This window comes from Cytophaga aurantiaca DSM 3654, assembly GCF_000379725.1.
Classification (GTDB): Bacteria; Bacteroidota; Bacteroidia; order Cytophagales; family Cytophagaceae; genus Cytophaga; species Cytophaga aurantiaca.
Window position 1 is genome coordinate 1 of record NZ_KB903663.1, and the last position, 25,264, is coordinate 25,264.

22 protein-coding genes and 1 pseudogene are annotated in these 25,264 nt (G+C 35.9%); 6 read left to right on the forward strand and 17 right to left on the reverse strand.

The features are described from left to right. The 5 genes and pseudogenes from A3EE_RS0115720 to A3EE_RS0115740 all read right to left on the reverse strand — a co-directional run. Positions 1-244: pseudogene (locus A3EE_RS0115720) on the reverse strand (transposase); the annotation flags it as partial. Positions 245-361: 117 nt separating this feature from the next. Beyond that, positions 362-1,747: a LysM peptidoglycan-binding domain-containing protein gene (locus A3EE_RS0115725; RefSeq protein ID WP_018344399.1), complete on the reverse strand. Its 1,386-nt coding sequence runs from the start codon at positions 1,745-1,747 to the stop codon at positions 362-364. A gap of 24 nt (positions 1,748-1,771) precedes the next feature. Then, complete coding sequence (gene rseP, locus A3EE_RS0115730; RefSeq protein ID WP_018344400.1) at positions 1,772-3,085, reverse strand: RIP metalloprotease RseP; 1,314 nt, start codon at positions 3,083-3,085, stop codon at positions 1,772-1,774. Positions 3,086-3,100: 15 nt separating this feature from the next. Further along, on the reverse strand, positions 3,101-4,276 hold the full coding sequence (locus A3EE_RS0115735) for a 1-deoxy-D-xylulose-5-phosphate reductoisomerase (RefSeq protein ID WP_018344401.1): 1,176 nt from the start codon (positions 4,274-4,276) through the stop codon (positions 3,101-3,103). 8 nt (positions 4,277-4,284) lie between these two features. Then, positions 4,285-5,772, reverse strand: a complete 1,488-nt coding sequence (locus tag A3EE_RS0115740; protein ID WP_018344402.1) for a GH3 auxin-responsive promoter family protein — start codon at positions 5,770-5,772, stop codon at positions 4,285-4,287. A gap of 196 nt (positions 5,773-5,968) precedes the next feature. Between A3EE_RS0115740 and A3EE_RS0115745 the strand changes: the two genes are divergently transcribed. Genes A3EE_RS0115745 through A3EE_RS0115755 form a run of 3 tightly spaced genes read left to right on the forward strand, consistent with a single transcriptional unit; the run spans position 5,969 to position 8,700 of the window. Further along, positions 5,969-7,234 (forward strand): hypothetical protein, encoded by a 1,266-nt coding sequence (locus A3EE_RS0115745; protein ID WP_018344403.1) that lies wholly within the window; start codon positions 5,969-5,971, stop codon positions 7,232-7,234. Positions 7,235-7,237: 3 nt separating this feature from the next. After that, positions 7,238-7,957 (forward strand): glycosyltransferase family 2 protein, encoded by a 720-nt coding sequence (locus A3EE_RS0115750; RefSeq protein ID WP_018344404.1) that lies wholly within the window; start codon positions 7,238-7,240, stop codon positions 7,955-7,957. A gap of 5 nt (positions 7,958-7,962) precedes the next feature. Then, positions 7,963-8,700: a class I SAM-dependent methyltransferase gene (locus tag A3EE_RS0115755; RefSeq protein ID WP_018344405.1), complete on the forward strand. Its 738-nt coding sequence runs from the start codon at positions 7,963-7,965 to the stop codon at positions 8,698-8,700. Between the two features lie 12 nt (positions 8,701-8,712). On the opposite strand, the gene A3EE_RS0115760 is transcribed toward A3EE_RS0115755, so the two are convergent. Further along, entirely contained in the window at positions 8,713-10,125 is a 1,413-nt protein-coding gene (locus A3EE_RS0115760) for a hypothetical protein (protein WP_018344406.1), read from the reverse strand. Positions 10,126-10,188: 63 nt separating this feature from the next. Here A3EE_RS0115760 and A3EE_RS0115765 point away from each other — a divergent pair, with 63 nt between their 5' ends. Continuing rightward, on the forward strand, positions 10,189-11,601 hold the full coding sequence (locus A3EE_RS0115765; RefSeq protein WP_018344407.1) for a trypsin-like peptidase domain-containing protein: 1,413 nt from the start codon (positions 10,189-10,191) through the stop codon (positions 11,599-11,601). Between the two features lie 29 nt (positions 11,602-11,630). Next, the gene (locus A3EE_RS0115770) at positions 11,631-12,014 is read left to right on the forward strand and encodes a lipocalin family protein (protein WP_018344408.1); all 384 of its coding nucleotides are present in this window, start codon (positions 11,631-11,633) and stop codon (positions 12,012-12,014) included. A gap of 135 nt (positions 12,015-12,149) precedes the next feature. Here the strand turns inward: A3EE_RS0115770 and dnaA are convergent, their stop codons facing one another. The 11 genes from dnaA to A3EE_RS0115825 form a co-directional block, all read right to left on the reverse strand. Beyond that, entirely contained in the window at positions 12,150-13,565 is a 1,416-nt protein-coding gene (dnaA, locus tag A3EE_RS0115775) for a chromosomal replication initiator protein DnaA (protein WP_018344409.1), read from the reverse strand. A gap of 441 nt (positions 13,566-14,006) precedes the next feature. Beyond that, on the reverse strand, positions 14,007-15,245 hold the full coding sequence (locus A3EE_RS0115780) for an S-adenosylmethionine:tRNA ribosyltransferase-isomerase (RefSeq protein WP_026209818.1): 1,239 nt from the start codon (positions 15,243-15,245) through the stop codon (positions 14,007-14,009). Between the two features lie 4 nt (positions 15,246-15,249). Continuing rightward, positions 15,250-16,047 (reverse strand): pirin family protein, encoded by a 798-nt coding sequence (locus A3EE_RS0115785; RefSeq protein WP_018344411.1) that lies wholly within the window; start codon positions 16,045-16,047, stop codon positions 15,250-15,252. An 83-nt stretch (positions 16,048-16,130) separates the two neighbouring features. Next, complete coding sequence (locus A3EE_RS0115790; protein ID WP_018344412.1) at positions 16,131-16,955, reverse strand: enoyl-ACP reductase FabI; 825 nt, start codon at positions 16,953-16,955, stop codon at positions 16,131-16,133. 46 nt (positions 16,956-17,001) lie between these two features. Then, the gene (gene recN, locus A3EE_RS0115795) at positions 17,002-18,657 is read right to left on the reverse strand and encodes a DNA repair protein RecN (RefSeq protein WP_018344413.1); all 1,656 of its coding nucleotides are present in this window, start codon (positions 18,655-18,657) and stop codon (positions 17,002-17,004) included. Positions 18,658-18,662: 5 nt separating this feature from the next. Further along, entirely contained in the window at positions 18,663-18,890 is a 228-nt protein-coding gene (locus A3EE_RS0115800) for a hypothetical protein (protein WP_018344414.1), read from the reverse strand. Between the two features lie 41 nt (positions 18,891-18,931). Continuing rightward, positions 18,932-19,837, reverse strand: a complete 906-nt coding sequence (porD, locus tag A3EE_RS0115805; protein WP_018344415.1) for a type IX secretion system protein PorD — start codon at positions 19,835-19,837, stop codon at positions 18,932-18,934. After that, complete coding sequence (gene coaBC / locus A3EE_RS0115810; protein WP_018344416.1) at positions 19,834-21,039, reverse strand: bifunctional phosphopantothenoylcysteine decarboxylase/phosphopantothenate--cysteine ligase CoaBC; 1,206 nt, start codon at positions 21,037-21,039, stop codon at positions 19,834-19,836. The genes porD and coaBC overlap by 4 nt, the downstream gene beginning before the upstream one ends. 10 nt (positions 21,040-21,049) lie before the next feature. Continuing rightward, on the reverse strand, positions 21,050-21,394 hold the full coding sequence (locus A3EE_RS0115815) for a DNA-directed RNA polymerase subunit omega (protein ID WP_018344417.1): 345 nt from the start codon (positions 21,392-21,394) through the stop codon (positions 21,050-21,052). A gap of 28 nt (positions 21,395-21,422) precedes the next feature. After that, entirely contained in the window at positions 21,423-22,193 is a 771-nt protein-coding gene (locus tag A3EE_RS0115820) for an outer membrane protein assembly factor BamD (RefSeq protein WP_018344418.1), read from the reverse strand. Positions 22,194-22,305: 112 nt separating this feature from the next. Continuing rightward, positions 22,306-23,826 (reverse strand): OstA-like protein, encoded by a 1,521-nt coding sequence (locus A3EE_RS0115825; protein ID WP_018344419.1) that lies wholly within the window; start codon positions 23,824-23,826, stop codon positions 22,306-22,308. A 47-nt stretch (positions 23,827-23,873) separates the two neighbouring features. Here A3EE_RS0115825 and tilS point away from each other — a divergent pair, with 47 nt between their 5' ends. Further along, positions 23,874-25,226 carry a tRNA lysidine(34) synthetase TilS gene (gene tilS / locus A3EE_RS0115830; RefSeq protein WP_018344420.1) on the forward strand — a complete coding sequence of 451 codons (1,353 nt, stop codon included), beginning with the start codon at positions 23,874-23,876 and terminating at the stop codon, positions 25,224-25,226. The last annotated feature ends 38 nt before the right edge of the window (positions 25,227-25,264 follow it).

Sequence of the window (25,264 nt, forward strand, 5' to 3'; positions counted from 1 at the left end):
GTTCTAAAAGTTTTTGTTCATTAGATTTAGGCATAACTGAGTCGCTTTTATTGGACATGTCAAAGTTACCATATTTTTTCAACCATGTTGCAACCGTGTGGCTACCTTGAATTCCATACTTGTCGTGGGCTTCTTTTACACTTATTAAACCCTGCTCAATTTCCTGAATTACAGCTAATTTAAAGCTATAGCTGTAGTCTTTTGAACTTCTTCTAACATACTGTTTCTCTGATTCTTCTTTCATAACGTTACTTTTTATGTATCGCTATTTCAGGACGAGACAATATATTCATAAAAAAAGGTCACGATAATTATCGAGACCTTTTTTTATGAATGAAAGAATGAAATTTATGCAAAAGAATTATTTGCCATTTGGAGGCGGCAACTGATTCAATATTTTTTGTGCCATCTTCGGAACGTTGTCGCTCACTATTTGATACACATAACAGTTGTTTGAATTGTAATGCACTTTAAATTTATCTCCGGCGATCTGTTTTCCATTTGCATCAAAGATTGAATAGTGTACAATAAATGTTCTTTCGTAGTTTAATGCAGCACGATCCAGACAGTTTTGATAATTCGTTTTCACTTCAAACTGATTAATGAAGATGTAATAATCAATGCTGTATTTCTCATTAAAATATTTGAAGAAATCCGGATTTCTAACTGCCACACCAAAGTACTTGCCGTTATCAGCAGGAGTAGAATATTGAGTCGGCACGTCGTTGTTGCTTCCGGTAATAGTACCTACCGAATTTTTTATCCAGTTTCCACCTTTCTTACTTGGAGCTGTAGCAGTAGCAGCAGAAGCCTGAGCATTTTGTGATTCAATAGAATTCGGATTATTTATAGATGCCTGATAATTATACGATACAGATGAATAAATTTTATTCAGATCTGTTAATGAATCATTATTCTTACCGCCTAATAAATGGATCGTTTCATAACCTGGTGCAATCAGTAATGTATTTAAACGTCTTCTGAATACCTCTCTTACTTTTGTACGCTGCATATTTGATTTTCCTGCAATTTCATCATCCGCATCAGAGAAATATAAATATGGATCGAAAGGTACTACCAGAATCTGCTTACGGGAAGAATCATATGTATATGGTGTTCCCAAATCATTAAATGGCGGAGCATATGTGCTTGTACTTACCAATACAGGCTGATCTGTTTTGATTGCAGGAGTTGTAGCGGGCTCAGTTGTTTTGGGAGTAGTCGTTGTAACCGTTGTGGTAGTAGTAGGTGTTGTAGGTGTCGTTGTCGTCGGATTCGTAGTTGTTGGTGTTGTAGGAGTAGTTGCAGTAGTTGTATTATTATATCCAACAACAATTTCCTGACCTGCTTTCAGATCCATATTATTCAGCTTAAGCAATTGCTCAACCGTTGTATTGTATTTTTTAGCAATACCATAGTATGTATCACCTGGCTGAACTTTATACACCTGTGCATCTGCTGGGGCTGCCTTTGGGGGTTTCGCCATTGCTGATGGATTGTATGGAATATTAATGACCTGCCCTACTTTCAATCCATTTTCCAATTCAGGATTGATCTCAAATAAATCGGATAATGAAATACCATACTTTGTTGATATACCATAGATCGTTTCACCGGGAGATATCAGGTATTGAATATGAAGTTTGTTATTCAATTTGGTTACTCCAATTGAATCTTGTACACCTGCGTTGCTTATCAACGAAACCAACACAAGTAAAATCGGTAGTGCAACTTTTTTTATCATCATAGTAATACGGTATAACACGGTTTATTAAAATAAATGTCGGATTGCATCATTGGAAATAGCATACAACATTAATGTTAGCAGAATAACCATTCCCACTTTCTGCGCATTTTCAAGAAACTTATCGGAAGGCTTTCTTCCTGAAATTATTTCATACAATATGAACATAACATGACCGCCATCCAATGCAGGAATCGGAAGCAAATTCATAAACGCCAATACCATCGATAAAGTTGCCGTTAAACTCCAGAAATGAGACCACTCCCACTTAGGACCATATGCATCAGCAATTGAAAAGAAGCTACCCACAGAATTGGATGCTTTTAACTCTCCTCTGAATATTTTTGAAAAGGCTTTAATCTGATCTGTGATTACTTTAACAGAATTTACAATTCCTTTAGGTACCGATTCTAAAAATGTATACTGACGCGTAGTCTCCTGCAATACATGTATAGGAGCAAGTTCAATACCGATCATGCCTGCGCTATCAACCTGAATAGATAAATGAGATTCTTTTTTATCTCTTATAATTGCAACATCAATTACGTTGTTTTTATTTTTTGCGAATTCTCCTTTTAATAAATGAAAGTAAGGAACCGCTGTACCATTGATGGACAATATGGAATCTCCGGCTTTCAAACCACCTTTCGCTGCTCTTCCATCTTTAATTACTTGTCCGACTTTATATTTATAAACAACACTTATAAATCCTGAAGCATCTTTTTCAGCGAGTTTATCAAGTACATTACTAGGCACGGGAATTACTTTCTCTTCACCATTTCGAATAATGGTAATGCTGCTATTCTCATTAATCAAGGTCTCTGCAACTTCTGAAAAAAGCACTGCTTCCTTTCCGTTTACAGCTTTAATACGGTCGCCTGTTTGCAATCCGATCTCCTTAGCAATAGGCTGCGCAACAATGCCGTATTTATTCAGTTCCTCAATACGAATATCTTCTTCTCCAACAATCCATAACAAACCGATACTAATAATAAAAGCAACAAGCACATTTACAATTACGCCACCCAACATCACGATCAATCGCTGCCAGGCAGGTTTGCTTCTGAATTCCCATGGCTGAGGTTCAGCTTTCATGGCTTCGGTATCCAACGATTCATCCACCATTCCGGAGATCTTAACAAAACCTCCTAATGGAATTGCGCCAACAGAATATTCCGTTTCTCCTTTTTTAAAGCCAAATAATTTGGGAGGAAAACCGATTGAAAATTTTTCAACCCGCATTCCAAAGAACTTGGCTGTAAGCATATGCCCTAATTCGTGCACTCCAACCAAAAACGACAAGCCCAATATTAATTGTGCTGCCTTAATTATTAAATCCATGTATTTTCCTAAAGCTTATTTAATTTTCATCTGCGTAATAGTGCGAGCCATTTCTCTGGTATTACGATCCGTTTGTATGTAATCATCCAAGGTCGGTATAGCAATATACGGTACTTTTGCCATACATTCAGCAATCAGGTCAGGCATTTCAAGAAATGTTAATTCATCCTGCAAAAATTTCTCAACAGCAATTTCATTTGCCGCATTCAGAATGCAGGCCATATTTCCACCTTTTCTTAATGCCTCGTACGCTAACGATAAATTTTGAAAGGTATCTGTATCAGGCTTTTCAAAAGTTAATGAAGGATAATTCAGAAAATCAAAACGCGGGTATTCAGAAGGCAAGCGCTCCGGAAAAGCCAATGCATATTGAATGGGCAGCTTCATATCCGGTAAACCCATCTGTGCTTTTATGGAACCATCTTCAAATTGCACCATCGAATGTATAATGGATTGCGGATGCACAACCACATCAATCTGATCTGCATTCAATCCAAACAACCACTTCGCCTCGATCACCTCTAAACCTTTATTCATAAGAGATGCAGAGTCGATTGTGATCTTTGCTCCCATGCTCCAATTCGGATGTTTCAGCGCTTGTTTTTTTGTAACCTGTTCTAATTCTGCACGTTTTTTCCCTCTGAACGGGCCACCTGAAGCGGTTAATATAATCTTCTCAATGGGATTCATTCCTTCTCCGGGTAAACATTGAAAAATTGCTGAATGCTCAGAATCTACCGGAAGTATAGCTACTTTATGTTTTTGTGCCAGGCTGGTAACAATATCGCCTGCCACTACTAATGTTTCTTTATTTGCCAATGCAATGTGCTTGCCAGCCTTAATTGCATGTATCGTTGGCATAAGTCCGGCGTAGCCTACCAAAGCTGTAAGTACAATATCAATCGTTTCCATTTCAACAACAGAAACTAATGATTTCGCTCCGCAATATACTTTAATATGTAATGGATCGAGTGCAGCTTTAACAGCATCGTACAAGGCTTCATTGCCTATAACAACCACATTGGGTCTGAATTCTGCAGCTTGCTCAATTAATAACGTAGCATTGTTTTCAGCTGTCAAAACTTCAACTACAAAACGGTCTTTATTATTTCGAATAACATCTAAGGCCTGTGTGCCAATCGAACCGGTCGATCCAAGAATTGCTATGTATTTCTTATTGGGGTCTTTCATCCTTCGGATTAATTCAAAATTGCATTAACAAAATTTCTATCATTAGACAAACGCGGTGATTTATTTTGTCCACCCAACTTACCCATTTTTTTCATTCCATTGATAAATCCACCTTCTGTAACAACGGTAATTACAAGCGGTCGCAAGACATTACCAACAATAAGATCTTTATAATAAATATTTCTTTTCACCATTTCCTGATCCAGATCCAATGCAAATTGAGTCGGGTTTGCAGGTTTTGAAATAAATTCTATAAACCATTCGTGATATGGCAATCCCTCTGCAGGCGTTACTTGTGGAGCAACTGTAAATTCTGTTACAGATGTTTCGGGATGCTTCTCTAATGCAGCTTTTAATGCCTGTTCTACTTCTTCTCCAATAACATGTTCACCAAATGCAGAAATATAATGTTTTACCCTTCCGCTAACAACAATACGATGTGGATTCTTTGAAACAAACTTTACAGTATCGCCAATAGAGTATCCGAATAAACCTGCATTTGTAGACATAATCAATGCATAGTTCACACCAAGCTCTACCTGTCCGATGGTTAAACGTGTTGGAGACGCTGTACCATATTCTTCCACAGGTACAAATTCATAAAACACACCGCTGTTTAACAACAACAGCAAACCTTCCTGACTGGGTTGATCCTGAAATGCGATAAATCCTTCAGAAGCCGGATAGGTCTCAATGGTATCAATATCTTTACCAATACTATCCATTAACTTTTTCTTATACGGAGCAAAATTTACCCCACCATATACCAACAATGAAAACGAAGGAAATACATCTTTTATTTTTTTACCTGTACGTTTATGAATAGTATCAAAATACATTTGTATCCAAGGCGGAATACCGCTGATCAGCGACATCTCCTGATCGATTGTCTCGTCTACAATGCGATCCAGTTTTTTCTCCCAATCATCCATGCAATTGGTTTCAAAACTTGGTAATTGATTCCCACGCAAGTATCCGGGAACATGGTGATTTACGATGCCTGACAAGCGGCCGATATAAATACCGTTTTTCTTTTCCATCACCGGACTTCCGGATAAGAAAATTAATTTCTTATCTAAAAAAGTAGACTTGCCTGTGGAATATACATAATTCAACAACGCATTTTTTGCTCCATTGATGTGATGCGGAATCGACTCTTTTGTGATTGGTATGTATTTAACACCGGATGTAGTGCCGGATGTTTTGGCGAAATACAACGGAATGCCAGGCCATAAAACATCCTTTGTTCCTTTTTTAACTTCTTCAATATAGTTTACAAATCCTTCGTATTCTCTGATCGGCACCAGACGACAATAGTCCTCATGTGTGCGAATAGATTCGAAATTATGATCTATACCAAAAGCAGTTTTTTTTGCAGATGAGAGTAAATACTGAAGCACATCATTCTGTGTTTCAATCGGTCTTTCGGACCAGTATTTTTGCTTTTTGACAACCTGCCGTGCCAATAGCTTGCTAAGAATTGAACGTATACCCATAATTTATAATAGCAAGTTAAAAAATATATAGTTAAATACATTCTTCTGCAACCTTAAAGCTAAATATGTTGCTTTATTGTGCCCCTAATCATAAATAATTACTAAATTCATGAATTATTTCTACCTCAGAATTTCACACATATTCAAAGCAATTTATCCTAATAAAGTACTCTTCGTATTACCGGCATTCTAAACAATGAAATTAATTTATCGTACGCTTATTATTTTTTTAGTTCTTTGGATAGGTTTGTTATTAATCACATTCAATAAACACCTAAGAAGGGAGCCAAATACGTATCACAGCGAAATATGGGCTGACAAAGCAGGCTATTATGTGTATCTGCCGGCTACCTTTATTTATCATTGGCAAGGAGATTCTATTCCGGAATCCATTCATAAACAAAAAGGTGACGGATTTAAAATTATTGGCAATCATGTTGTTACTAAATATCCAATGGGTGTTGCAGTAATGATGTCTCCTGTGTGGCTTGTAAATCATTATTTTATAGCAGATGTTAAAGATGGCTTTTCATTTTCCTATACGTTAGTTTCATCAGTAGCAGCAACATTTTATGTACTGATCGGCCTCTTTATCAGTTATGCCTGTTACAAAAAATATACAACATCAATACGCTCTTTATCGATTTGTATATTGCTATTCATTTCCACAAATTTATTTTACTATACCGTTCTTGAAAATGGTATGTCTCATGCATTTTCGTTTTTTTGGTTTTCTCTTTTATTATTTGTGATACTGGATATTAAACAAAGAACATCCATCACCTACAAAGACACCTTGTCACTTGGCATCATTACAGGTTTCATCATGCTGATACGACCGATTAACTGTGTATTCTGTTTGCCCTACTTTTTGATCTTGGTAATTCAAAATCCAAATATCAAGTCAACGATTAAAGAGCTTTTATTTACTACCAAAAGCCTTTTAATATACCTTTTGGCTATACTCATAATTACACCACAAATTATTTATTATAAGTCGATTTCATCCATAAAAGCACCTTACAGTGGCGAAGGCTTCTCCTATTTAACAAGTCCTAAAATACTAAGCGTATTATTTGCGCCGGAAAATGGCCTTTTCCTATATACTCCTATTGTATTATTTATATTCGTTTTGTTATTTATATACAGAAAATCCATCCCCTTTATAATACCAATATGTGTATTATTCAGCCTTGTAGTGTATGTATACGCCTCTTGGTCTAGTCCAGAATTGGGTTGCGCTTTTGGCTATAGAGGCATGGTAGAATTTTATTCGCTTATCTTTTTACCATTCGCATTCATAAATGTATCGAGAAAATTAAAATTTACATTTATCTTTATAGCTGTGCTTTGCACACTTTATACATTAAAACTTAGTCTTTCCTATGATGGCTGTTTTGGAGGCAGTAATTATTGGGACTGGAGTACGTATTCAAAATTGTTATTTTCAAATATAAAATAAAACATGTCTATTCAAACGCTCTCAATCGTAATTCCTGCTTACAACGAAGAACGCACCATTCATTTAATTCTGAATAAAGTGCTTGCTGTAAAACTGATGAACAACATTCAGAAAGAGATCATTTTAGTAAATGATTGTTCCAAAGACAATACGAAAGAAACAATTGAAAAATATATTGCAGATCACACATCTGAAAACATCGTTTTATATAACCACGAAGTGAATAAAGGTAAAGGTGCAGCTTTACATACAGGTATAAAAAAAGCAAAAGGAGATTATATTATTATTCAGGATGCAGATCTGGAATATGATCCGAATGAATACAATGCGCTTCTACAACCCATACTGGACGGCTTTGCGGATGTTGTTTACGGTTCCCGTTTTATTGGAGGAAAACCGCACCGCATTTTATTTTTCTGGCATACGATCGGTAACAAAATGCTGACAATGGCAAGTAATGTGTTTACCAATCTGAATTTAACAGATATGGAAACATGTTATAAAGTTTTTAAAGCAGAAATCATTCAACCTCTTCCTTTACAAGAAGCACGCTTTGGATTTGAACCCGAAGTAACTGCACATATTTCTAAGATTCCCAATATCCGCATTTATGAAGTTGGTATTTCCTACTATGGAAGAACTTATGAAGAGGGTAAAAAAATTGGAATGAAGGATGCTTTCAGAGCACTTTACTGTATTGTAAAATATAATTTATTCAAATAAGTGAAGTGAAGAATACGGAGTTTTTATTCAAAAAAATTGATAATGAAGGTATAGAAACATTAACCGTATTGGCCAGTGCGAATAAACTTAACATGTGGTTTTACGATACGATAAAACCTTTTTGTACTGGAAAAATATTAGAGATCGGATCCGGGATTGGCAATATTTCTCATTTTTTCATTCAGAATAAAAATGATATCACCTTATCTGATCTAAGAGCAAATTATTTAGAATCATTAACGAACCGTTTTCCGGACTTTCAAAAAACAAATTTCCATTCCTTAGATTTAGTCGATGTTGATTTTGACACAAAACACAAAGACAAATTTAATTCGTTTGATACCATTTTTGCGCTGAACGTAGTAGAGCATATATTTGATGACCAGCAGGCCATTAAAAACTGTTATAAGCTCTTAAAAAAAGGAGGGCGTTTAATCATACTTGTTCCCGCATATCAATCGCTTTATAATCGCTTTGATAAAGAACTCCAGCATTACCGTCGATACAATCAAACAACATTAAACACGTTGTTTATAAATGCAGAATTCAAATTAGAACACAATCAATATTTCAATGCTATGGGAATAATGGGTTGGTTTATATCAGGCAGAATATTAAATAACAAATTACTTCCTGAAGGCCAGATCAAATTTTACAATACGTTTGTGCCCTTCTTTAAAATTATTGATAAAATTTTGTTCAAAAAAATTGGTTTGTCTGTAATGGCTGTTGGGAAAAAATAAGTCTACCAACATTTATTTGCTCATATATATCCGCACAACATTATTTTCAGAAACCCTTTTGGAATATTCTTGTCTAAGATTTTTAAAAAGTGGATCATCCTTTTTGATATTGCAATCGACATTCATGAACCAATCTTCAGTAACCACCGCATAGCGCCCTTCAGGCTCACCTTGGTGTTTTAATGCTCCAATTCTCTTATACTTTGTTTCATCGAATACATCACAGCCCCATAAGGTCATAAGCGGAATGGATGAATAATAAATCACATCTGCTTTCATGGTATCTATTTTAATATCTTCAGGAATTTTTTTCATTGCAGCAGTTTCAGGATCCTCAACAAATTCCTTAGAAAATTTCCATGCACTTTTATTACTTGTAAAAGGAAACATAACGAGACAAACAATACAAAAAACTGTTACAATTTTTGCTTTATCAAATTTTTCCAGCAATTGGTTCAATAAATATAAAACCATCAATAAGCCTATTGGAACAATAGAAATTAAAACTCTGCTCATTCCAAACGAGTGAAACAATCCGAATTTCCAGAAAACCACATGTGCCAGAAAAAAAGAAAAGAATGATCCGAGCAACAAAAATTCAATCGTATTCAATCCTTCTTTAAAATTATCGACCAAACGACTGACCAGAATCTTCATTAAAAGAAGCGTAGCTCCCCAAAATAAAATCGTAAACGGAATACCCGTCATATAATAAAATTTACTAAAAAAATCCCCCCAGTTGCCTGAGCCATAATTATCAAAGCCATGATTCGCTGTATATGGATTGGTTGTAAATACCCAAAATATACTTTCGTATTGAAATATAAAACCTAAGACAGAAATGCATGCCAGTCCGGTCAGCATTAATAGCACATTTTTCCATTTATTCAACGCCAGCAAAAATACCGCAACAACTGTCATTGAAATAAATCCTTCACTTCTTACAAAAGGAAGAAATGAAATCGCTACAGCTGCCCAATGATAACGCTCAATAACGATTAAATATACCGTTGCGGTAAGCAGTAATGCATACAAAGGTTCTGTTAATCCGGAGTTTAGTGCTAAGGGGAAATTTGGAATGAAAAATAGCAAAAGCGCGCAATACGGAGAGATACTCCATTTTAATTGATGAATGATCTGAGCTACTAAACAACACGTTATTACTCCAGTAAGGGTATTAAAAAACGTGATACCCTTCCAGCCCAGTTGAGCAAAGGGTGAAGAAAGAATCGTAAAAACAGGTTTACCCCAATTATCAAATAACAACTGCGGGTGTTTCCATGAATAATGAGCAATAGCATAATGCGTGATACTATCTCCATTATCATATGTATTGTCGATTACCAGCCACAATATAAAGCCAATAATAGATGCCGCACCTACAAATATTTTAGAGTCAAATTTCCTATTTCCACTATTGTACATCTTAAAAAAGATTTTTTTAAATTTAAATATTATTTATGCGAATTCATATTTAAGTTTAGTGCAATGAAACATATTTTAACTCTTGCAATTGCTTTAACAGCAGGATTTATAGGTGCATTCCTATTTCAATCCACGCAGCCATCTGAAAATATAATTTCCGATGCTCCAAGCTATTCTACTCATCCGGTAGCCTACACTCCATCGCTTGTTAATACAGCTACGATGGATTTTACTGCTGCATCTGCAATCAGTACTCCAAGCGTTGTGTACATTACTACTGTATCTGCCAACCAAAACTCCAACAACTGGTTTGATTGGTATTTTAATGGGAATGGAAATAACTTTGTTGCAGGTTCTGGATCCGGTGTTATCTTTTCACATGACGGCTATATTATCACAAACAATCATGTGATTCAACGCGCAGAGAAAATTGAAGTCGTACATAATAAAACCACTTATCAGGCTAAAATAATCGGAACTGATCCTTCATCGGATTTAGCGGTATTAAAAATTGAAGCAGAAAATTTACCCGCAATCACATTAGGCAATTCCTCTTTGGTTAAGATCGGTGAATGGGTATTAGCCGTTGGCAACCCCTTCAACTTAACATCTACCGTTACAGCAGGTATTGTATCTGCAAAGGGCCGCAACATAAATGTAGTAAACAGCCGTTTCCCGATTGAATCATTTATTCAAACAGATGCAGCGATAAACCCTGGCAATTCAGGCGGTGCGCTGGTTAATACCAAGGGCGAACTTATTGGTATCAATACGGCAATTTTATCACAGACCGGAAGCTATACAGGATATGGTTTTTCTGTACCTGTTGATATTGTAAAAAAAGTTGTATCCGATTTGATCAAATATGGCGTTGTTCAAAAAGCATTTATCGGAGTTGAAGTAAATGAAATAAATTCATCTATTGCCAAACAGCTTGATCTATCTAGCCTTGACGGCACCTATGTAACCTATTTGCAAAAAGACGGAGCAGCAGAAAAAGCTGGTTTATTAAAAAATGATATCCTTCTGAAACTAGATGAAAAAATAATCGAATCAAGAAGCGATTTTGATGAATACATTGCTTATAAATCTCCGGGAGATAAAATAAAGATCGCATATAAACGCAATAACACTTTAAAGGAAACATATGTTACTCTTACAAATGAAGAAGGAACAAATGGCATTGTAAAACGTGAGCTATTCTCTTCTACAACCTTAGGTGCCGACTTCAGCACGATTCCTAAAGTTGAAAAAGATAAAATGGGATTGCAAAATGGTGTACGTATAGTAAATGTAAGAAACGGTCTTATAAGCAGACTTGGTCTGCAGGAAGGCTTTATCATTACAGCAATTAACAGAGCGCCGGTAAGCGACCCAAATGAAGTCATTCGCATTCTTGAAAACATTCGTGGGCAGGTTATTATTGAAGGCATTGCCAGCAACGGAGCACGAAGCTTTTATCAATATTATTTTTAAATTAAAAATTAACCTAAACTTTTATTCCAATGAAAAGAAAAATTGTATTGTTCACTTTATTAACGGGCGTTCTAGCATTAATGAGCTTCACGCACACAGACTTTCAAAAAACACTTGTTGGAAAATGGGAATTGCAAACAATTGAAAGCAACGGCAAACCTCCTATGAGTACAAAAGAAATATTAGGAGATATGTTCTTAGAATTTAAAAGTGATTTTACCTACATCGAAAGTACTGGTGGACCTGACACTAAAAAAGGAACGTGGAAGATTACAGATGGTGTGTACCTTCAAATGAAACGGGATAATCAGGCAGACTTTCAAGAAAAAGAAAAATTAAAAGAAATTTCACCAGACAAAATCGAATTGACACATTCAAACAAATCGAAATTTGTTTTTGCTCGTGTAAAATAACTTTTACCAAACTTCTGTTAAAAAGAAAGAGTGATGTTATTATATTAAGCATCACTCTTTCTTTTTAGGGCATAAAAAAACCGGCATGGCGTCCGGTTTTTTTCAATTAGAGGATTTATCTCTGACAATTTAAAATTAAGCCGATTTGATTTTTATTTTTTTAATCAAATCCTGCATCGTTGCTCTGAATTTTTTATCTGTATCCATCAAATCACTTACAGAAGTCAATGCATGAATAACTGTACTGTGATCGCGGCCACCGAAATGATTTCCGATAGATTTCAGTGACATGTTTGTATATTCTTTTGCAAAATACATTGCAACCTGACGAGCGATAACGATTTCTCTTTTACGAGTTTTATCTTTCATCTGCTCAATGGTTACTGCAAAATATTCTGAAACGAATTTCTGGATATAGTCAATGTTTACTTCTGTCTCAACATTCTGAACAATATTCTGAATGATCTGTTTTGCAAGCTCTAAGTCAATCTGACGGCCGCTTAACGTGTGTTGTGCAATCAATGAGTTCACTACACCTTCAAGGTCACGCATGTTTGTATCAACACTGTATGCCAAGTAATCAATCACATCTGGAGCAATTTCAATTCCTTCAAATTGCATCTTTTTACAAATGATCGCATTACGTGTTTCATAATCCGGCACTTGAAGATCCGCACTCAAACCCCATTTGAAACGAGACAATAAACGCTCCTGTAAGCCTTTAATATCTTTCGGTGCGCAATCACTTGTAATAATGATTTGCTTACCTGATTGGTGCAAATGGTTGAAGATATGGAAGAATATTTCCTGTGTCTTTTCTTTACCTGAAAGAAACTGAACGTCGTCTAAGATCAATACATCTAAGCCCAGAAATTGATTTGTAAACTCCTGAGACATGTTGTTTTTCATTGATTCAATGAATTGGCTCAAGAAACGCTCAGAAGGCATATATAATACCTTTTTATCTGCATGGTTTTTCTTGATCTGATTACCAATTGCCTGAACTAAGTGTGTCTTACCTAAACCCACATTTCCGTATACCAAAAGAGGGTTAAAAGACGTAACACCAGGCTTATTTGCAACTGCCAAACCAGCAGAGCGAGCGAGCTTGTTGCAATCTCCTTCTATAAATGTATCAAAACTATAATTTGCATTTAGTTGAGAGTCTAATGGTTGAGCTACAGAAAGCGATTCTGCCTTAGAATCTTTAGAAACTCCCGGGTTAACTGTTCTTGAAATAATACTGCCTTTATGTAAGATTGGTCCTGAAGATTTACGATTTAAATCACTTTTATCCACCAAAATCTGATATTCAAGTCTTCCTTCAGCACCTAATTGTTCGTCAATAGCTTTTCTTAACACATGTACATAATGCTCTTCCAACCATTCGTAAAAAAACTGACTTGGAACCTGTATTGTTAAGACATTATTAACTAACATCAAAGGCTCAACGGGCTCAAACCATGTTTTAAAACTTTGGTCTCCAACACATTGTCTGATATACTCCAAACAACTGTTCCAAACTGACTTACAGTCTCTTACATCAATCATATCCTAAGGGTGTTTAAAAATTCTAATCCCACTTTTTTGAGGGGATGACAAAGATGTGAAAAAATATTTTAGTAAAAAATTACTGTTATCACTTGACTTTTTCACTAGTCAGAGCACCACTAATTTAACAATTTCGAAACATTAAAATTCTTTAAATAATAATAAATATTCTTTTTATTATCCAGCAATTTAACATATGTTAATAACTATGTTATCAATTATTATTTAAGTGCACAACAAAATTCAGGTATGTAATAATAGCTATTGACAATATGAGATTTTTATGAACGACTGTGGAAAAGTACAATTTATAGAATTAAATCTGAGCAAAATTCAGTTCTTTATATAGAAATCTTTCTTAACTCTATCAAATTAGTATATAATTAATAATTGAGATCCCAAATTCAGTTTAATCACCTTATATTTTTACTATTTTTTAGTCTACTTAACCGTCATTTTTCCAAAGAGCAAAGAACTATCTCCGTAACTCAAAAATCGGTAATTGTTTGCCAAGGCTGAATCATATATTTTTTTCATCGGATCGACACCTATAAAAGAAGCGACCAAACAAAGCAAGGTACTTTTAGGTTGATGAAAATTCGTTATCAATGCTTTACATACTTTAAACTCATATCCGGGTTTAATAAGCAAAGAAGTTCTTGCAGAAAAAACGTTAGCGTTTCTTTTAGATATGAATGCAAGTAAATTTTCCATAGAATCCTTTAACGGCAAAGGATTCAAGGAATATGCATCCCATTGCTGAAGTTCAGGAAGTACGTCCGATCCTTCACTCAAATCATTTGTTAGCTTACAACCCAGCCAATACAGGCTCTCTAAGGTACGCATGGACGTGGTCCCAACAGGCACAATAAATTTATTATTATCATCTGCACACAAACATTCAATAATTTCTTTTGAAACTGTTATGTATTCGCTATGCATCGAATGATCTTTAAGAGAATCTGTTTTAACAGGCTTAAAAGTCCCCGCTCCTACATGCAGCGTAACTTCTCTGCATTCAATACCTTTTGATTTTAAGCTTTCAAAAACCTGTTCTGTAAAATGCAGGCCCGCTGTTGGTGCAGCCACCGACCCTTCATGCTTGGCATATATAGTCTGATAGCGTAGTTTATCGTTCTCTTCTGTTTTCCTCTTCATATAAGGAGGCAAAGGCAAATCTCCTAATAAAGAAAATATTTCTGAAAAGGTTATGTGTGTTAAATTCCAGGAAAATTCAATGATATAATAATCGTCTTTTTTATCCAGTTGCTTCGCATGAAATATTAATGCATCCCCTGATGGCAACATTACATTGCGCTCCAACACTGGTTGTTTCCAGCGTTTTGCATTTCCAACAAAACATTTCCATACCACAGGTCCCTTAGCACTCATACTTTCAGCGGGCCCGCCTTCATTTGGCTCAAGACTGAATATTTCAACTGCTGCACCTGTGGAGGTTTGAAACAAAAAACGAGCTTGCACCACACGGGTATTATTAAATACCAATAAGGAATTTGAAGGCAAGTGATCTGTTATAGAAGTAAATAAATCATCAACGATTTTTTCGTTCTTATATACCAATAAGTTCGATTGATCTCTTATTGCTAAGGGATATTCAGCAATACGTTCAAGCGGTAAGTCGTAATTATATGTTTCTATATTATCTGTATCAATCTTCATATTCTTAATAAACATAAGGCCCTCGTTGCTTGATAGGTTGATTCAGTGGTTTAGCGCTCAAGTATACAAAGCGGGCATTTGTGCCACCTATAATTGTATATGTTATGCCTGATTCTAAAAAATAAAATTGACCGGCAATCATTCCTGCATTTTTTATTTGAATAAATCCTTCGATCACATATACAAATGAAGTATATCCTGCTATTGGAGAAAAAATAATAGAGTCGCTTTTTAACTGTACATCCAGATAAGATAAATCGCAACCACAGTTCACGGTAAGCGAAGAACCTTTCCCTGCAATCGTGCGCACAATGCGTGTACTATCTTGTGTTGATTGAATTGGAAGAATATCTATCAGTTGGTAAGTTGCTTGTGTTTGCTTAACAGCCGTTGGAATATTCAGCCATAACTGCAATCCTTTATTGGCATTTGTTGTACCGGGCATTTCAGAATGAACCAATCCCTTTCCTGCAGTAAACCGCTGTGCCTGTCCGGCAATAATTGTATCGTTGTTACCAATATTGTCTTTATGTACAAAGCCACCTGCAATCATATAGGTGATTGCTTCAAAACCTTTGTGCTGATGAGCAGGAAAACCTGCAGGAGGTGATACATTAAAATCATCTAATAAAATAAATGGATCTGCGTGTTTGAATGACGTACCAGGAAACAACCGCAATACTTCCGCCCCTTCCCCATCCATAGCTTCTGTTGCAGTATATACGCGACCAGTCTGTTGAGCCAACACAGACGTGCTCAATACAAATGACATTAATAATGTATAAACAATTATAAGCTTCATAAATCTATTTTAGCAACAATCCAATTTAAACACAAAAGCCACCCATATAATTCATGGATGGCTTCTTAATTTATTTTGTATACTTATTCCTTCGTTCGCTCTTCGAATATCTGCATAATTTCCGGAGTCATGCCTGTTGACGAAAAGCCTCCATCATGCATCAAATTTTGCATGGTGATCTTGCGGGTAAGATCTGAGAACATCACAATCGTATAATCTGCACATTCATCTGCGCTTGCATTACCTAATGGAGACATCAGATCTGCAAAATCATAAAATGCTCCGAATCCGGAAATGCCTTTCCCAGCTGTAGTTTTTGTTGGTGATTGTGAAATCGTATTCACGCGAACTTTTTTTAATTTCGCAAAACGTGCTCCATAACCTCTTGCAATGGATTCAAGAGTAGACTTCGCATCAGCCATATCTGTATAATCCGGAAATGTACGCTGTGCTGCAACATAGGTTAATGCAATGATAGAACCATATTCATTCATTGCATCTTTTTTCTCTGCAACATGCATGATCTTATGAAACGACAATGCCGAAACATCCAACGTTTTCAAAAACCAATCGTAATTCAGTTCACCATATTCTTTCCCTTTTCGAATATTCGGACTCATACCGATTGAATGCAAAATAAAATCAATTTTGCCTCCTAATATTTCAATAGACTTATCAAACAAATTATCCAATTCTTCAATGGATGTAGCATCTGCTGGTATAACCGTTGCCCCACATGTTGAAGCCAATTTATTGATCTCCCCCATACGCATTGCTATGGGTGCATTTGTCAATGTAAAAATAGCACCTTCTGCATGTGCCCGTTCTGCTACTTTCCAGGCAATTGAGTTTTCATCCAATGCTCCGAAAATAATTCCTCTTTTACCTTTCAACAAATTATAAGCCATTCTTGTATTTTTTTATTGCTAATTCTATTCTGATAAAACAAAAAAATTAATTACTCATTAACATCTCCTTGGCATTTTTCAGTGCTGTTGCAGTTGGATTTTCTCCTCCGATCATTTTTGCAATTTCACTGATGCGTTCAGATTCTTTTAATTCTTTCATGCGGCTAATAGAACGCTGTCCACTGGCATCTTTGTAAACAAAATAATGTTTATCACCCATTCCCGCAATTTGTGGTAGATGCGTAATAACCATTACCTGATGACGTGCAGACATCTCACGAATCATTTTTCCCATTTTAATAGAAACCTCTCCGGAAATTCCTGTATCAATTTCATCAAAAATAATTGTTGGTAAAGCAACTTTATCTGCAAGTACATATTTAATTGCCAACATCAATCTCGAAAACTCACCACCTGAAGCAACTTGTTTCAATTCTCCTGGAGCAACACCTTTATTCGCGCTAAACAAGATATTTATTTTGTCTAAACCCTGCATCGATGGCTCATCCGGATTCAGTTGTATTTGCATCACTGCATCTGGCATGGACAATTCCTTCAACAAATTTTTAACTGCAGCTTCTAATTTAGGAGCACTACTTCTTCTATTTGCAGACACAGTACTTCCTTCTTTCAGGACTTCATTGTGTAATAATGTCAACTCTTTACCAAGCTTCTCAACTTCTTCGCTTAACTGGTCCGTAGAAAGCACTTTACTTTCAAGGGAATTCTGCAATGCAATTAATTCTGAAACCTCCTGAACCCGATGCTTTTTCAATAAGGTATTTAGCTTATTCAACCGATCTTCCAACGGAGCAATCAAGTGAGGATTATATTCTACCAGGGCAGATTCTGCGTCTAGCTCAGCTTCGATATCTTTCAATTCAATGTAAACAGATTGCATACGGTCTGCCAATGCTTCATACGCCGGCGACCACTGTTTAATGGATTGGATTTGTTTGTTGTAATTCTGTAAGACAGACAATACACTTTGTTCTGAATTATTCAGAGCAGATAAGGTTGCTTCAAGCTTTTGTTTAATATCTTCCGCATGCTCAATCTTTTTCAACGCTGTTTCCTTCTCTTCTAATTCACCCTCTGTTAAGTTGGCATCATTTAATTCAGAATAAATAAATTGGTTGTAATCAGATTGCGTTTGAAGTTCTTTTAATGCTTCCTTCTTACTTGCTAATTGTTGTTGCGCATCTTTATATTTTCTGAACGTCTGCTGATATTTTTTTAATGCTTCCTGATTTGAAGCAAAGGCATCTACGATTGATAATTGGTATGCCATACTGCCCAATAACAACGTATCGTGCTGAGAATGTACATCCATTAAATAGTCGCCTAATTGTTTCAGAACATCTAAGGTTACAGGCGTATCGTTCACAAACGCACGTGATTTGCCTGTGTTCGAGATCTCACGTCTGATAATGCATTGCGCAGAATGATCTAAATCGTGTGACTCAAAAAGAGATTCTAATTTATAGGTACCTATTTGAAAGACGCCTTCTATCACACACTTTCCGGCAGCATTCAATAATACTTTTGTATCTGCACGGTTTCCCAATAATAAACCTACAGCTCCTAACATGATCGATTTACCGGCACCCGTTTCGCCGGTAATAATATTAAAATTTGAAGAAGGGCTTAACTCTAAGTCTTCGATCAGCGAATAATTTTTGATACTTAATTGTTGCAGCATGTTTCTTAATAAGATGAAACGTTATCTGTAATGATTTCAGCAATCTGGTCTAAAGCAACAACGTGCTCGTAATTTCTAAAATCTTTAAACAGGCAGGTATTATTTTTTAATTGTCCGATGATTCCGTAAAAAGTTGATCCATTCAGCAAAACAATAGCAGCCTCAAGTCCTGCTAATTGTGGTAAAGATAAACGTATCTGTGGGCCACTTATTCGTGTTAAACGCTTACCCATATTTCTTTTATTATTTGTTTATAGTTAGATACATATTCACACTAACGTGTTATTGCCGAGTAAAACTGTGTATTTAACGGATCTAATTCGCGCAACAAATCAAATGCTTGCTGCTTCAATGCAGCATCCTGAGAATCTCTGAATATATTAATCAACTCATTTCGTTTTGACAAGAAAAATGTTCGGATTAAAATAGAATATGGCACCAGTTTATTTACTTCTTTAATTGCTTTAAACATATCTATCACCTTTAAACGAGCGGCTGCAGGATCCTTTAAATACGTGTCCAGCGCAAGACGATGGTAAATATAACTTTGATTTCTGTACGGCACCATCAACTGGCTATTCAAATTATACACCAATGCAAATCGGTTATTGGGATCTCCGCTTGTAGCCCACCCACCACCAGCTTCAACAGAAACATTTGCAATATTATACGCTTTTTCTACAAATGCCTGTCCGCCTAGTTTTCCAAAAGTGTCGTAATCCGTTGCCAGAATTACATTCGCATAAAATGCCAGCATGGCCGATAGATTTGAACTATACATATTGTCATTGTAATTGATTGGTTGTCCAACATTCAATTCAAAATTAAAATACTTATCAAAGAAATTAAGTGTAGTTGTCTCATAAGATGTACCATATACAGGTCTTGATGCTTGTATCTGCAATGTTGCTTCATATGTTGGAGAGCCTGGAGAGCCTTTAGTAAGCATAATAGAAAAATTGCAACGAATACGTTCTTCTGCTAAATATTCATCTGTAGACCATCTACGATCATTCAGAAATCTTGAAATGACTTGCTTCATATCATCAACAGTAGCACTCTGCATATTGGGAAGCTGGGTTGCATCAATCGTAACGTTAGCTAATAGTTCCTGGCCATGTGATTGAAGAGAATAAAAAAACAATACGACACATGTAACTTGTAAAAGGTATTTTTTCATATTCCCATTATGTATGTTAAAATTTCCCTGGCAATTATTTCTTTACTCTGTAATGTCGATTCGTATGCTGGCTGATGATTTGAATAAATCGTTATCTTATTCGTATCGCCGGCAAAACCTGCTCCTTCATCGTTCATTGAATTTAACACAATTGCATCAAAGTTTTTTGATTTCATTTTATTCAATGCATTCACTTCCTCATTATTTGTTTCAAGAGCAAAGCCTACAAACCGTTGATTCTCCTTTTTATGTTCGCCGCAGATCTTCGCTATATCCGGATTCTTTTTAAGCTGAATGGTAAAGGTATCTTCCGTTTTTTTAATCTTTATTTTTGATACAACTTCAGGAGTATAATCCGCTACTGCTGCTGCAAAAATAACAATATCCTGATGGTCAATAGATGTTTCTACTGCTTCAAACATTTGCTGCCCGGATACTACTTTTTTAACTTGAATATCCGCAGGCAGTCCAGCAAGCAGAGGGTCACTAACCGGCCCGCAGACAAGTGTAACCGTTGCTCCCATCTTCCATGCTTGCATTGCCAACGCAACGCCCATCTTACCTGAAGAATGATTACCTATAAAACGAACCGGATCAATTGCTTCGTATGTTGGACCTGCTGTTATTAATATTTTTTTAGATCCCAAAGGTGCTGTATTACCAATATACTCTTCAATAAAACGAACAATGTTCTCGGGTTCTGCTAATCTCCCCTGACCAATTAAACCGCTGGCAAGTTCACCACTTTCAGCATCGATTAATACAACATTATTGTCTTGTAATTTCTTGAGATTTTCTTGAGTTGAAAAATGTTTGTACATATCCAGATCCATGGCTGGACAAACAAAGACAGGACATTTTGCAGAAAAATAAATGGCTAAAACCAGATTATCACAAATGCCATGAACCATTTTACCAATGGTATTCTCTGACGCAGGTGCAATCAATATCAGATCAGCCCAAAGTGCAAGTTCAACATGGTTGTTCCATTCTCCCAACTCTCCTTCTGTAAAGGAATGTAATACCGGATTTTCGGATAATGTTGAAAGAGTTAATGGGGTTATAAAACCAAGAGCAGAAGGCGTCATTACAACACGCACTTCTGCTCCTTGTTTTTTAAGAAGTCTGACAATTAAAGCGGACTTGTATGCAGCGATGCTTCCGCATACTGCCAACAGAATTTTCTGTCCGCGTAAAGTCATATTCCTTTTATTATTTTTCGTCTTCTTTTCTTGGTGTTGCAGAAGCAATACCTGTATGACGGAACATAATTTTATCTTCTAGAAATTCTTCAGTAGCCAATGTTGAAGGTTTTGGCATTCTTTCATAATACTTAGAAATTTCAATTTGCTCACGGTTTTCAAAGATCTCTTCCAAATTGTCTTCTTTAGAAGCAAACTCTGCTAATTTAGAATTCAATTCTTCTTTTATCTTGATAGAAATTTGTCTAGCACGTCTAGAGATTACCACAAGTGATTCATAGATATTGCCAGTTTTGTCAGCGATCTTATCGTTGTCTCTGGTTACTAAGTTTGCGGATACAATTGGTGATTTCACTTTATTTATTTGCGTTATATGAAAGTACTTATTTTGTGGATTTCAATTCTTCTAAAGCCTTACTAATTTTGTCGTAATATTCAGTAGCATCTTTAACATGTTTACCATCCGGAAATTTATCTATATACAATTGATAATATTCAACTGCCTGATAATAGCGATCTATCTGAACTTTCCCTTGTACACTGTTTTCAGCTAAATGATACTGCGCTTCAAACCGTGTGAAGTAGGACTTATCTAAATAAGGCGAATTCGGATAATCTTTAATAAAATTACTGATGGCAACTACTGCTGATTTATAATTTCCAACTTTATGATACATCATTGAATGCTCATATGCCTTGTGCATCAATTTTGTATTCAATTCTGTGTAAATCATTTCACATTCTTTCAAATACGTTGTATTTGGATAACGCGTAGAAAACACAGATAATGCTTTTAAACATTCGTATGTACTTTGCTGATCAAGATTATAATCTGCTGAGCTTAAGTACAGCGAATACACATGCATATACATCGTCTCTTCTACAAATTTACTTCGAGGATATGTTAAGTAGAAATCCTTAAAGTAGAATGCACTCATTATGTACTGCTTCTGCTTAAAATAATTATTTGCCAAATAATACAATGCCTGCTCTGATTCTGCCTTACCTTTTAATATGGGCGAAACTTCTTCAAGTAATACACCTGCTTTGTATGAGTCATCGCTATTATAATACTCTATTGCTTTAGCCAGCTTTTCTTCCGGCGTTCCGGTTTTTTGTATACGGCTAAACTCGCTGCATGCAACATTTAGCATGAGTGTTAGAATACAAATAGAATATGTGAGTAATCTCTTAAAAGGCATAGCTTGCAAATATACAAAATGATTTTTGTTAAACCAATTCAAAATTAAACACTTAACTAATTGATTATAAATTCGTTCCAATCACACTGGTGCGCGTTGGACGCTCTTTAAAACGCCATTTAAAGCCTTTCAGCCTGGTATCTTCCTGTTTTATTTGCTGAGGCGGAATAAATTCGGCGGTTGGCTGTGTCACATATGTTATGGTACTCAACTTATCATCGGCAAATAAAACCACAATGGATCCTCCTTCGGCTTTATTTAAACCAATCAGTTTCTTTTCTTCTTCTAACGCATAATAAATGCTTTCCGCATTTCCTTCAACCAATATTTTATTGATGTGATTATTAGCAAATGAAGCCGTGATCTGACGGCCTCTGATTTGATTGAAATTGTCAAGAGTATCTTTTGAAATAACGAATGCATTTACACGCATATACATTTTATGCATCTTTCCATTCTTTTGTACCATCCAGATAGAATCGGCCACCAACTGATTTTTTCCATTCCACAAGACAGGATTCCGATAGAAATAGATTGTTGAATCATAAAAATTATATACCAGTGAATCACATGTTGCCTGCATGTCTTTACGAAACATCTGAACATGATAATAGGCCTTAAGTAATTTAACCTTATTCACTGTATCGTTGATAGATACTAGTGTATCCGCTTTTAAAAACAAGGTATCTTTTTGTGCAACCTGATACATCAATGGATTTCCTGTAACAATTGAATAGCCTTTGGTACCTGTATACTTTGCCTTTTGTCCTAAAACAGTTATGCTGTCTTTTTTATTTTCAATCCTTACATTTCCGGTAACAACTCCCAGTTTTGTTTTTTCTTCGTAGTCGATTTTATTGCCTGAAATTTTATTATCACCGGAGAAAACCTGAGCTCTTCCTCCAAAATACATAACTGCCGTGGACGTATTATATGAACCTTCCTGAGCTACGATTGTCCCGTCTTTAGTCGTTATTTTAGTCGCTCCCCGAAATGTTGCCAGCCTCGACAGTGTACTGTATTGCAAGGTATCTGCGTCGAGTAAGAAGCCTTGTCCGGGATTTGTGATATGGACATTACCTTTAAATGTAAATACTTTTGAGCTGGTATTATAGATACCGATTTTGCTGGTTAGATTATTTCCTTTATCGCTGACATTTGCGCCTGAAAAATAACTTACATTTTTTAAAACACGATCGTAATTAAGTGAAGACGTTTTTAAAATGGTTTGTTTATCTATGAGTATAACATTTCCAATTGCTTTAGCCTGTTTGGTATTGCCATCGTATTCGAGCTTTGAACAGGTCAGTGTAAGCGTATCCCCCTGCACCAGACGCACGCGTCCAAATGCTTCCACATAATTTGTCTTTGCATATTGAAACGCAGAATCACAATACAAAAACATTCCGCCTTGTTTAAAAATAACATTGTCTTTTAATTTCACATAGGGTTCTTTTCCTTCATGACCTTCTAAAGATCCTGCCTGAACCAATTCAATTTTTTCCTGCTCTGTCTGAGCAAAACATGTAATGCTATTCAAAATGATGAATATCAAGGCCGAGACAATACTTAATTTTCGAAACATGGACGTAATAATAATTACAAAAATAATTAAATTGTATATTGTAACCTATGTTACACGAATTGCGCCAATTTATTTCAGAGAAACAACTTTTTTCTCCAGATGAGAAGATTTTACTTACAGTAAGTGGTGGAATCGATTCGATTGTCCTTTTTGATCTATTTTTAAAGGCAGGTTTTTCTTTTGCTGTTGCACATTGTAATTTTTGTCTGAGAGGAGACGAATCCGACAAAGATGAACAGTTCGTTTCCGACCTGGCGATCCGTAATGGTATTTCATTTCATGTAAAACGTTTTGACACTAGTTCTTTTGCATCCGACAATGCATTGTCTATTCAGATGGCAGCAAGGGAGTTGCGCTATGCATGGTTTGAAGAACTTGCCCAGACATTTAAATACGATCGCATTGCAACTGCACATCAACTAAATGACATCATTGAAACAACAATGATTAATTTAAGCCGTGGCACCGGTATTGCAGGCTTACATGGAATTCCTGAAAAAAATGGCAACATCATCCGTCCGCTTTTGTCTTCAAGCAGAACTAGCATCCGGTCTTATGCAGAAGAGAATAATTTAGAGTGGCGCGAAGACAGTTCAAACATTGAAGAAAAATATGCCCGGAATCTTATCCGGCATCAGGTAGTTCCGGCTTTAAAAAAATTGAATCCAAATCTGGAAGAAATTTTCAAACAGAATACTGAACGTTTTAAAGGCACCGAGCAACTATTTAAACATCACATTCAACAATATCGAAAGGAATTATTAGTTCCAATTCTTAACGGACATAGTATCTCTATTGCCAGTATTGATGCAACTCCTGCTCCATTTACAATTTTAACTGAACTTCTTCTTCCATTTGGTTTCAATTTTGTTACCATTCAGTCAATCTATAAAAACAGATTCCAAGCATCCGGTGCTGCTTATTATTCACCTGCGTTTCTACTTCAAAAGGACCGGGAGGATTGGTTCCTGACTACGATTGAACAAATATCCGAATTTGAATTTACGGTGTATCCTGAATCTACTCTTACCGTCCCAACAGGTACAGTCCATTTTCAAACAATTAGTATTGAATCTTTTAAAGGATTCTCCAATGCTCAAAACATAGCCTACATAGATGCCGACAAGATCGACTGGCCGCTAACCATACGAAACTGGCAGGACGGCGATAAGTTTTATCCCTTTGGTATGCAGGGAATGAAAAAGGTTAGCGATTTTTTAATCGATTTAAAAGTACCCGTTTCCCAAAAGAAAAAAATCTCCATTCTTATTAATAAAGGTGAAATTGTATGGATTGTGGGATTTAGAACCGATAAAACGTATAAAATAACAGATTCAACAAAGAAAATTCTCATTGCAACCTTTTCACCGCTCATTCAGGACTTAGACAATATAATTTGAACGAACTAATTGAATATTTTTTACTAATTTGGAATCCT